The following is a 10,719-nucleotide window of genomic DNA, read 5'->3' on the forward strand; positions in this document are numbered from 1 at the left end:
CAAAACATTAGAGTTGTAAAAGGGGTAGATCCATCGCTGGATAAGGAGGCTGTACGTGTAGTAGGGTTGTTACCGCAGTGGAAACCGGGTAAATACAAAGGCCGGATCGTGTGCGTCAGATATGTTATTCCTGTCTCTTTTCGTCTGGTGTAAAGTGCAATTTGTCCAATTATTAAAATGAAGTTTAACCAGATAGTTAAACTTTTTAGTGAAAATCTTGGATCATATTCTCAAATAGTCTATGTTTGTTCCGATTTTAACCATTTGGTTAAACCGAAAGGAAAATGGAAATAAAAAAAGATAATACCGAAGAGAAGATTATTGAAGCCGCAACAGCTGTCTTTGTGAAAAAGGGGATGGATGGTGCCCGTATGCAGGAAATTGCCGATCAGGCAGGAATTAACAAGGCTTTGTTGCATTATTATTTTCGAAGCAAGGAAAAACTTTTCGATGCCATATTTACGAACTTAGTTGGCATTGCTTTTCCCCGAATCGGTCAAATTTTGCAATCGGACTTATCGATATTGGTGAAAATTGAAACGGTGATTGATACCTATATTGATTTACTGATAAAGTACCCATTTCTCCCTGCATTTATTATTAAAGAGATGAATCGCAATGCTACGCCGTTTTTCAGTTTCGTCGAGAAAAAGGGGTTTTCAATTCATCCAATTCTGAAAATTTTGCAGGATGCCATGGACCAGGGCCTGATTCGAAGAATGAGACCGGAACATTTGGTGGTCAATGTCGTTGGTTTGTGCGTTTTCCCTTTTGCTGCACGCCCCATGATTAGTCATGTTGCTTTTCCCGGAGATGATAAAGCTCTTGGTCAGTTTTTAGAGGAGCGGAAGCAGGAAGTCAAATCTTTTGTATTAAAAGCTATTCAACCCGAATAATTAAAGTTTATGAAGACCAGAATTAGTTTGTTCGTGTTGGCACTGCTGTTTGCCCAAGGGCTTTTTGCCCAGCAACCGGTAAGCCTGAACGACTGTCAGCAGTGGGCACGCGAGGTGCATCCGTTGCTAAAACAAAAGGAATTATACCAGAAAATGGCTGAGTTGAAATTGGACAACATTCAAACTGCTTATTTACCGCAGATCGGAGTGAATGCCCAGGCAACATATCAGTCGGATGTAACGCATATCGGAATTTCGTTGCCCGGTGTTGACATACCTACGGTTTCGAAGGATCAGTACAAAGCTTACCTCGATGTGAAGCAGAATATTTGGGATGGAGGAGTATCAGGCGCTCGGGCAGAGGTCGAAAAAGCACAGGATGAGGCAAGTCAGCAAGGCGTTGAAGTTGACCTCTATCAAGTGAAGGCGCAAGTTGATAAATTATTTTTCTCGTCGTTTCTTATTCAACAAAACCTGGATTTGCTTGCCAAAAAACAAGAAACCTTAGAAGCGCGAAAAAAGCAAATGGAAAGTGCTCTTGCAAATGGGGCAATTCTGCAATCGGATCTTGATCAGGTATTGGCAGAGTTGGTTAAGGTTAAACAACAACAACTGGAACTGCAATCGAACCATGGAACTACGCTTGCAGCTTTAGCAATTCTTACCGGCAAAGAGCCTGCTGATCTTCAGAACCTCGAAATTGCAAATACCGACTTTGAAGCTGGAACGGAAATTAAGCGCCCGGAGATCGAGTTGTTTAGGCAACAAGGTGAAATGCTTAATGCTTCGGCCGAATTAACGCAAAAGGCACGTAATCCGAAGTTTTTTGGTTTTGGCCAAGCAGGCTATGGACGACCGGCCATAAACATGTTGAACGATAATTTTGATACCTATTACCTGGTTGGCGTGGGCTTGAACTGGACGCTGCTGGATTGGAAACAAACCAAACGCAATAAAGAGGTAATTCAATTACAACAGGAAATGGTTCAAACACAACAGGCACAATTTGAGCGTAACATTACGATTGCACTTGATGGACAAAGTCGGAAAATTGAGCAGTTGCAACAAATTTTGAAGAGCGATCAGGAGCTGATCGGCTTGCAGGAACGCATTGCGCAAAGTTCGGCCTCAAAGCTGGAAAACGGAACAATTACAACAGCGGACTATTTGAAGGATGTGAATGCCGAGTTAGCTGCCCGGATCACTTTCGAAACGCACAAAGTGCAACTTGAAGCAGCAAAAGTTACTTACCAAAATTTAATCGGACAATAAAATATCAGCATAACTATGAATCGAATTTATCTATTATTATTGCTCGTTGTGATCGCTTCTGCATGCAGGAATGGCGATGAAAAATCGGATGCTTATGGCAACTTCGAGGCTGACGAGACTATTATTTCGTCGGAAATTGCCGGAAAACTAGTTCTGTTTAATGGCGAAGAAGGACGTGAAGTGAAACAAGGTGATGTGTTAGCCGTGATTGATAGTATGACTCTTAGCTTGCAAGTACAGCAGCTAAAAGCTCAGGTGAAAGCTGTGGAAACGAAAAAAATCAATCTTCGTTCTCAAATCGATGTGTTGCAACAACAGTTGAAAAATGTGCAGATTACTCAAACTCGGGTTCATAAACTGTTTGCAGATAAAGCCGCAACACAGCAGCAGGTTGACGATGTCGACGGTCAGGTTCGTGTAATTGAGCAGCAAATTCAAAGTCAACAAACGCAGTTTGTATCGATCGATAGCGATTTGGCAGTTTTAGCGGCACAAATTGCATCGGCCGAAAATCAATTGGAAAAATCGGTCATTACCAGCCCGGTAAACGGAACCATTCTCGAAAAATACACGGAGTTGGGTGAGTTAGCAGCTCCGGCAAAAGCTTTAGTGAAATTGGCTGATTTGTCAGAGCTTGATCTCCGGGTTTATGTTAGTGGAGCGCAGTTGCCCCATGTTAAGCTTGGGCAGCAGGTTGAGGTGTTGATCGACGAAGATAAGAAGACAAACCAACATCTTTCAGGCGTTGTCGATTGGATTTCATCGGAAGCTGAGTTTACTCCCAAAATCATCCAAACGAAAGAAGAACGGGTGAAAATGGTGTATGCCGTAAAAGTGAAAGTCAAGAATGATGGTCGCCTGAAAATTGGTATGCCCGGAGAGATCAATTTTTAGTGATCCGTGATCAGCCGCGGTATCACCTGGTTTGGAATCTTACGAAGTTCAGATGTAATGTTGAAGCCAACTAATCACTGTAACTGCCCACTGAATACTATAAATAAAGCATGATAAAAGTTGAAAATATAGCAAAATCCTACAACGATGTTCAGGCATTGAAAGCCATCTCTTTTGAAGTTGAAAAAGGAGAATTGTTTGGTTTGATTGGTCCGGATGGGGCCGGCAAAACCAGCCTGATGCGCATCTTGATGACTTTGCTTTTGCCAGATGGGGGACAAGCCCGGATGGCTGGTCTGGATGTTGTGAAGGAATACCGGAAAATCCGTCGGATTGTCGGCTATATGCCAGGTAAGTTCTCGCTTTATCAAGATCTCACGGTGGAGGAGAATTTGTCGTTTTTTGCGACAGTCTTTGGAACAACAATCGAAGAAAACTACGATCTGATCCGTGATATTTATGTGCAAATAGAACCATTTAAAGATCGGTTGGCCGGAAGACTGTCCGGTGGGATGAAACAGAAACTGGCATTGTCCTGTGCACTGATTCACAAACCCGAGATTCTGGTTCTGGATGAACCAACAACTGGCGTGGATGCGGTTTCAAGAAAAGAGTTTTGGGAGATGCTGAAAAAACTGCAACAACAGGGAATTACAATTTTGGTTTCGACACCCTATATGGATGAGGCCGATTTGTGTGACCGCGTTGCATTGATGCAAAAAGGAGAGATTTTGAGTATTGATACGCCGGCGGGGATTGTTGATAATTACCATCGACCTTTGCTCGCTGCCCGCTCCGACGAGATGCACCGACTGATCCAGGATCTGCGTCAGTGGGATCAGGTGGAAACAGCATACGCATTTGGTCAGTTTGTACATATCACACCGTTGAACGATCAGCTTAAGCCGGACGAAATAAAAGCCCATCTCGAACAATTAAACCATCAGCATGTGCAATCTTCATTCATTAAAGCCGGAATTGAAGATGTTTTTATGGCGTTAATGACGAGTGAAAGTGTTCAGTTGCAGTCGCAGTCGAAAGACGTTTAACTAGTGAATAAATTGTCAGATATGGATTTCAAGGAATTATTGGAATATCAAAAAGCATTCGAATAAAAATGATGGAACAACCAAACTTCGATAATCGAGACCTGAACACTGTGACTGAGACTGCGACTTGCAGAAAGTAGCACAAACGATGGATAAAATGAATAGAACAACATCTGTAATATCAGTTAAGAATCTGGTCAAAAAGTTCGGACACTTTGTGGCTAACGATCACCTGACTTTCGAGGTTTACAAGGGGGAGATTTTTGGTTTTCTCGGAGCAAATGGTGCTGGGAAAACAACCGCTATGCGTATCCTTTGCGGGTTGAGTAGCCCGACATCGGGAGAATTGATGGTTGGTGGTTACGACGTTTACAAGCAGGCTGAATTAATCAAGAGAAACATCGGTTACATGAGTCAGAAATTTTCGCTGTACGAGGATATGACGATTGCCGAAAATATCCGGTTTTACGCGGGTATTTACGGACTGTCGCGTCAGCAAAGGAAAGAAAAGGAAGACCGGATGTTGAAAAAACTTGGTTTGGAACCGGAACGTAATAAGCTAATTGCCTCGTTGCCCCTGGGATGGAAGCAGAAGCTTTCTTTTTCGATTGCGCTGTTACATGATCCTCAGATTGTATTTCTCGACGAGCCAACTGGTGGTGTTGACCCGATTACCCGCCGTCAGTTTTGGGATTTTATCTACGAAGCTGCAGCTGAAGGTAAAACCATTTTTGTGACTACCCACTACATGGATGAGGCCGAATATTGCGACCGGGTTTCCATCATGGTGGATGGCCGCATTGCTGCTCTCGATACGCCGGATGCCTTGAAGAAACAATTTAACTCGGAAGATATGAATGGCGTGTTTTTGCAGTTGGCTCGTGGTGCAAAACGGACAGAATAGTGTTTAGAAGTGGTGAGTGACGAGACTCGAGTAATGAGTAAGCTCAAATGAAAACTAGTCTATATGAATAATTTTAAGGAGTTGAAAGTTTGGCAAAAGGCAATTGCTTTAGTGACAAAAGTATATCGTTGTTCAAAATCATTCCCCAAGGAGGAAATGTACGGTATTACCTCGCAGATGAGACGTGCCGCGTGTTCAATACCCATGAACATTGCAGAAGGATCGGGGAGAAGAACATCTGCAGATTTCATTCATTTCCTTGATATGGCCCGAGGATCTGCTTATGAGTTAGAGACTCAATTCATAATCGGCCTCAATCTTGAATATTTGAAACAAGAGCTTTTTGACGAGCTTTCTGCTTATTTGGATGAAGTACAACGCATGATAACAGGATTACAAAATTCACTGAATAAATAAACTAGCGACTCGTGTCTCATAACTAACGACTCGTTACTCAATACTATATTATATGAACCGTTTCTGGGGATTTGTAAAAAAAGAATTCTTCCACATTTTTCGCGATCGGCGGACAATGATTATCCTCTTTGGGATACCCATCATTCAGCTTATGCTGTTTGGAACGGTGATCACCAACGAGATTAAAGATGCACGCATTGCTATCTACGACCAGTCGAAAGATGAAGTGACAGAGGAAATCACAAGCAAGCTATTATCCTCGGGCTACTTCCTGCTCGACCGGAACCTGGAGAGCACGAAAGATATTGAAGCCATTTTCAAGCAAGGGAAAGTGAAGGAAGTGCTCGTCTTTGGTCGTGATTTTAGTCGAAAGTTGCAGCGCGAAGGAAAAGCTGACGTGCAGGTTATTGCCGACGCGTCCGACCCAAACCTGGGGAAACTGTTGGCTTCATACACTACAGGAATCATCAACGACTATATTTTTAAGCAAATGGGCGATCTGCACCTGCCGATGCAAATTGAACCGGAAGTACGTATGGTTTACAACGAAGGGCTGAAGTCGGTCTACATGTTTGTTCCTGGTATTATGGCAATGATCCTGATGCTTATTTCAGCCATGATGACCTCCATTTCCATTACCCGTGAAAAGGAACTGGGAACCATGGAGATTCTGCTGGTTTCACCACTTCGTCCGGCACAGATTATCCTTGGAAAAGTGACACCTTACCTGGGGCTGTCTTTTATCAACGCTCTGGTGATTTTGGGAATTGGACATTTCATATTTGGAGTGCCCGTAAAAGGGAGTTGGGTTTTGCTTTTGGGTGAAAGCATTGTTTTCATCCTAATGGCGCTGTGTCTGGGAATTATGATCTCGTCGTTGGCTAAAACGCAGATGGTCGCCATGTTCATTTCAGTAATAGCTTTGATGTTGCCAACGATCCTGCTGTCGGGCTTCATCTTTTCCATCGAAAATATGCCGGTGCCGTTGCAGGTGGTTTCACATATCATTCCACCACGCTGGTTTATCGTCATTTTACGCAATATCATGTTGAAGGGCGTTGGTTTAACTTACGTCTGGAAAGAAACTTTGGTATTGATATTTATGTCCGTGGTGTTTGTAACTATTGCCGTGAAGAAGTTTAAAACGAGACTGGAATGAGGCTGCAAATAAAGAGACATGAGTAATGAGTCGTTAGACAGGAGAACGAGAAGAAATACGCTTAGTGCAACTCTGTGATAAACTCAGATTTCTTCTGTGGTTATCTCTTCTATTTAAAACCACAGAGTGACACGGTGTAAGGCACAGAGATTATGGAGCGAAACAAAAAATAGAAAGATGCGAACGATCAAATACATCCTTCAAAAGGAATTCATCCAGGTTTTGCGGAACAAAACCATGTTGCGAATGATTGTCATGCTGCCGCTGATACAGATGCTGGTGTTGGTTTTTGCAGCCACCTACGATCTGAAAAATGTCGATATTTATGTGGTCGATCAGGATATGTCTGACACGAGTCGCGGGTTGATCAATCATTTCCAGGCTTCTCCCTTTTTCAATATTCACGATGCTTCCTTCGAGATTGAAGATGGGATGAACCAATTGAAAAAAGAAGAGTCGGACTTTGTATTGGTGATCCCGCATGATTTTGAGCGTTCGCTGGTGCGTGAGGATAAAGCTGATGTGCAATTGTTGATTAATGCCATCGACGGAAACAAAGCCTCGCTCGTCTACCAGTACACACGCAGCATTATTTCAGCTTTCAACAAGCAAATTATTATGCATTGGAAAAGCCTGCCCGATTTTAATCCACCGATGCGGGTTGAGTCGCACGATAATTATTGGTTCAACCCCGAACTGGATTACAAGTGGTACATGGCTCCCGGGATCTTGTCAATCCTGGTTACCATCATCGGGATGTTCCTGTCGGGCATGAACCTGGTGCGTGAGAAGGAAATGGGAACCATCGAGCAGCTCAATGTTACGCCGATTAAAAAGTGGCAGTTTATTGTTGGTAAGTTGTTGCCATTCCTTGTTATTGCCTTGCTCGATTTGGCCTTTGGCCTTGTTATAGCCCGCGTTGTTTTCAGCTTGCCCATTGAAGGAAGCCTGGTGCTGCTGTTTGGATTTGGTGCCCTTTACCTGGTCGGTGTACTTGGCTTGGGCTTGTTTATTTCAACGGTTACCGACACCCAACAGCAGGTCATGTTTATCACCTTCTTTTTCATGATGATTTTCGTATTAATGGGAGGGATCTTCACCCCGGTAGAAAGTATGCCGCATTGGGCGCAGCAACTCGACCGGTTGAATCCGATTTACTATTTCATCCGCATTATGCGCATGGTTTGCCTCAAAGGCTCCGGTTTTAGCGATTTGCTGGAAGATTTTGTTTCGCTAACCATTATTGGACTGTCGTTCCTTAGTTTAGCGATCTGGCGCTACCGAAAAACGAGTTGATGTTTCCCTGTTATTACTAAATAATTATCCGGGTTTTGATGTTGAAAATCTCCTCAAAATCTGGCGGAAAGTCAATTAGATCGGTCAGCAGATCGTCCAGATAGCCGCGGCTCTTTTCCGACAGTAGCTCCATAATTTCATCAATCGCTTCACCGCTTATGAGGTACGGAAACTGGTGATAAATTAATTGGTTTTTCCAGCACAAAGCATAAATCTGATACTCCTTGAGCTCGTCTATGGGGGTATTCTTTACCATACAGTTACTCAGCCAAATTTCCGGCTCCATAAGATTGAGTTCTTTTAGCTTCTCATCCCGCTTTTCCAAGGCAACAGTTGTTTCGGAAAAATAGGCTTCAATCTTAGCGCGCGATTCTTCCGATAGCTCGTTGTGCATCTTACTGCGGCAATCCATGCAGCACGCTAGTTCAAATACCAGCTTGGGCTCACCCGTTCGAATGTCGCTGGCGAAGGCTTTTTCAATCAGGTATAGTTCGTCATTGTTGCCCAATTGTTTATTGCACATTGTGCAATTGGAAAAAGGCTGTTGTAGCTTTTCCGATTGAAAAATAGGGGGAATAGGATCGGAATGGGTGATGTGAAGGTAATCGGACATGTTTTTGTTGTTTAATATTGCTCGAAGTCGATCTTTCAACTTCAACTCAATCGACTAAAATAAAAAAGTAACAGTAGAAAATGAAGCGTGGCAAGTAGCATTCCGGTTGTTTTTCCTAAAACTGATACTCGATTTCCTAAAAGTATTACCCACTGCTCTGCAATTGTGAGGATCTTTGTATCAGAATCTTTGATCCAAGTAAAAGAAACAAACGATGAAAACAAAAAAAGTGATAATTGGAGTAGCAGCTATTGCTAAAGTTATAGTATTCGTTAGTATTCTGTCATCCTGTAACCGGAAGCCGAACCTGGTTACTGCTTGCAAGACCGAGTTAGACTCCCTACGTAACCAGGTGAGTCAAATGGTTGCAGGTAATGCTATACTTCAGGAAAACCAGGGGAAATTTGACAACCTGGATTTCACTGTTACCCATCAGGAATGGGTGCGACTACACGAAAATCACGCCAGAGGCATTAAAGTGCACTGGCCCGACGGACATATCGTTGTTGGGATTGAGTAACAGATAAAGGATTTTGGGGAAACGGGGTCTGGGTTGAGGAATGCTTGTTCAGGGATGTCAAAACTTAGATGACGCAATTGGGATTATAAAAGAAAGAAAAACAATATAAACAGTTAAAAGAAAACAATTATGAAAAAATTAGTATTACTCGTAGTTAGCGGATTATTGTACGCTTCAGCAACATTTGCGCAAAACACCTATACGCTGGATAAAGCACACGCACGCTTGTCGTTCAGTGCGTTCCATATGGGAATTTCCTTTGTCGACGGAATTTTTGAAAATTTCGATGCAACACTGGTTTCATCAAAAGATGATTTTACCGATGCAAAAATCACAATGACTGCCCAAGTGAAGTCAATCAACACCGAAGTAGCCATGCGTGACGAAGATTTGCGAAGTGCGAACTGGTTTGATGCCGAAAAGTACCCGACCATTCATTTCGAAAGTACATCATTCAAAAAAACAAAAGGGAACAAATACAAACTGGCTGGTAATATTACCATGCATGGTGTAACCAAACCAATTGTTTTTGATGTGGTGTTGAATGGAAAAGCACAAAGTCCGTTCACGAAGAAATACTCTTACGGATTCACCATTACCGGAACTTTGAAACGCGCTGATTTCGGAGTTGGACAGGAAGATATTCCAACCGTTGCTAACGAAATTGAATTGCGTTCAAATGTCGAATTCGTAGTGAATAAATAACCCGTTATGACTTCGTAATTCTAAATGAAAACCTGACGCAATTATGACTTTCTGTGAAAATATTTTAGAATCGAATTCAGGTTAATAAAGTCAAAGCCGTGACGATAATGTTCGTTGAGAACAGCTATGTTTTTATTTTGGAGCAGAGCAACGATGCATAAATTCAGTTGCTCTGCTTTTTTCTATTGCCAAGCATCTTTCAGTTAACAGTTAGCAAGCATGAAAACACAAAATGGCCTCTACCTCCACATTGGAGAACAAGCAACCGAATTTATTCGGAAACAGTACAAAACGGAACAAAAAACAATTTTGAATATTGGCTGGAAGCAACTGGCTGATGCGTTTTATTCGAGTTTCCCGCCAACTTATGATGAAGTTGATCATGCCATTAACTTTACTGAAGAGGTTTTAGCTGAAGTGGAAGACTTGTTTCAGGACGAATTTGTTTTACAGTCTGCCGATCCGCAACTGAAGCTGATTGCAGAACTGGCCTTCAATACAACCCGAAATGAAGCGGGTGAAACTTTAATCCCTCAAATTGAACTGGAGAATGTGTTCGATCGGTTTGCCGCTATTGTAAAAGGATTGCCGGCGAGCCAGGATGTCATCCCTGACGATTTGGGCTTTGTCGCCTATTTGTTGGTTATTCGGGAAATTATGCACCACCTCGATTTTGTACGCGTTATAGTCGTTTAGACTGTTTTGCATATTGAGTTGGTTCAAATTTGAGGGTTCCTGTTATTGGCAAGACTGTCCCTGTCGTTTTTTTTCGTTCCCTGCTAAAAAACCTACAAGATTCCGGGGAATCACCAACAGGGATGAAAGTGGAGGAAAACAAGAGAAGGCAGTTGAAGACAATTGAAGAAAATCGAATGGTGATGGAAGCTGCTCGAAGCGCTTTTGGCCTACTTTTTATCGAGGGTAGGAAGCGAACTGGAAGCTTAGTGAAGCCGGGAAGCTCCGACGACAGAAGGAGATCACCTGGCTGAACTTA

At 42.7% G+C, this 10,719-nt stretch carries 13 protein-coding genes; 12 read left to right on the forward strand and 1 reads right to left on the reverse strand.

Going from position 1 to position 10,719, the window contains the following annotated elements; translation table 11 throughout:
- Window positions 1–6 precede the first annotated feature (6 nt).
- The 9 genes from AC37HE_RS07725 to AC37HE_RS07765 all read left to right on the forward strand — a co-directional run bounded on the left by AC37HE_RS07725 (window position 7) and on the right by AC37HE_RS07765 (window position 7,887).
- Entirely contained in the window at window positions 7–153 is a 147-nt protein-coding gene (locus AC37HE_RS07725) for an energy transducer TonB (protein WP_500782247.1), read from the forward strand.
- Between the two features lie 131 nt (window positions 154–284).
- Complete coding sequence (locus AC37HE_RS07730; protein ID WP_500782235.1) at window positions 285–896, forward strand: TetR/AcrR family transcriptional regulator; 612 nt, start codon at window positions 285–287, stop codon at window positions 894–896.
- Window positions 897–905: 9 nt separating this feature from the next.
- Window positions 906–2,168 (forward strand): TolC family protein, encoded by a 1,263-nt coding sequence (locus AC37HE_RS07735; RefSeq protein ID WP_500782236.1) that lies wholly within the window; start codon window positions 906–908, stop codon window positions 2,166–2,168.
- Between the two features lie 15 nt (window positions 2,169–2,183).
- Window positions 2,184–3,062: an HlyD family secretion protein gene (locus AC37HE_RS07740; RefSeq protein ID WP_500782237.1), complete on the forward strand. Its 879-nt coding sequence runs from the start codon at window positions 2,184–2,186 to the stop codon at window positions 3,060–3,062.
- 110 nt (window positions 3,063–3,172) lie between these two features.
- Window positions 3,173–4,111, forward strand: coding sequence for an ABC transporter ATP-binding protein (locus AC37HE_RS07745; protein ID WP_500782238.1), 939 nt, complete (start codon window positions 3,173–3,175; stop codon window positions 4,109–4,111).
- Window positions 4,112–4,268: 157 nt separating this feature from the next.
- Window positions 4,269–5,015 (forward strand): ABC transporter ATP-binding protein, encoded by a 747-nt coding sequence (locus AC37HE_RS07750; protein WP_500782239.1) that lies wholly within the window; start codon window positions 4,269–4,271, stop codon window positions 5,013–5,015.
- Between the two features lie 63 nt (window positions 5,016–5,078).
- Window positions 5,079–5,432: a four helix bundle protein gene (locus tag AC37HE_RS07755; RefSeq protein WP_500782240.1), complete on the forward strand. Its 354-nt coding sequence runs from the start codon at window positions 5,079–5,081 to the stop codon at window positions 5,430–5,432.
- Window positions 5,433–5,484: 52 nt separating this feature from the next.
- Window positions 5,485–6,591: an ABC transporter permease gene (locus tag AC37HE_RS07760; RefSeq protein ID WP_500782241.1), complete on the forward strand. Its 1,107-nt coding sequence runs from the start codon at window positions 5,485–5,487 to the stop codon at window positions 6,589–6,591.
- 177 nt (window positions 6,592–6,768) lie between these two features.
- Window positions 6,769–7,887 carry an ABC transporter permease gene (locus tag AC37HE_RS07765; RefSeq protein ID WP_500782242.1) on the forward strand — a complete coding sequence of 373 codons (1,119 nt, stop codon included), beginning with the start codon at window positions 6,769–6,771 and terminating at the stop codon, window positions 7,885–7,887.
- 16 nt (window positions 7,888–7,903) lie between these two features.
- Here the strand turns inward: AC37HE_RS07765 and AC37HE_RS07770 are convergent, their stop codons facing one another.
- A complete protein-coding gene (locus AC37HE_RS07770; protein WP_500782243.1) occupies window positions 7,904–8,500 on the reverse strand; it encodes a hypothetical protein in 597 nt (198 codons plus the stop codon).
- A gap of 214 nt (window positions 8,501–8,714) precedes the next feature.
- On the opposite strand from AC37HE_RS07770, the gene AC37HE_RS07775 reads away from it, so the two are divergent.
- From AC37HE_RS07775 to AC37HE_RS07785, 3 genes are all read left to right on the forward strand, one after another.
- Window positions 8,715–9,020: a hypothetical protein gene (locus AC37HE_RS07775; protein ID WP_500782244.1), complete on the forward strand. Its 306-nt coding sequence runs from the start codon at window positions 8,715–8,717 to the stop codon at window positions 9,018–9,020.
- Window positions 9,021–9,149: 129 nt separating this feature from the next.
- Window positions 9,150–9,725, forward strand: a complete 576-nt coding sequence (locus AC37HE_RS07780) for a YceI family protein (RefSeq protein ID WP_500782245.1) — start codon at window positions 9,150–9,152, stop codon at window positions 9,723–9,725.
- Window positions 9,726–9,944: 219 nt separating this feature from the next.
- Complete coding sequence (locus AC37HE_RS07785; protein WP_500782246.1) at window positions 9,945–10,421, forward strand: hypothetical protein; 477 nt, start codon at window positions 9,945–9,947, stop codon at window positions 10,419–10,421.
- Window positions 10,422–10,719 lie beyond the last annotated feature (298 nt).

The organism is Mangrovibacterium sp. (genome assembly GCF_059905295.1).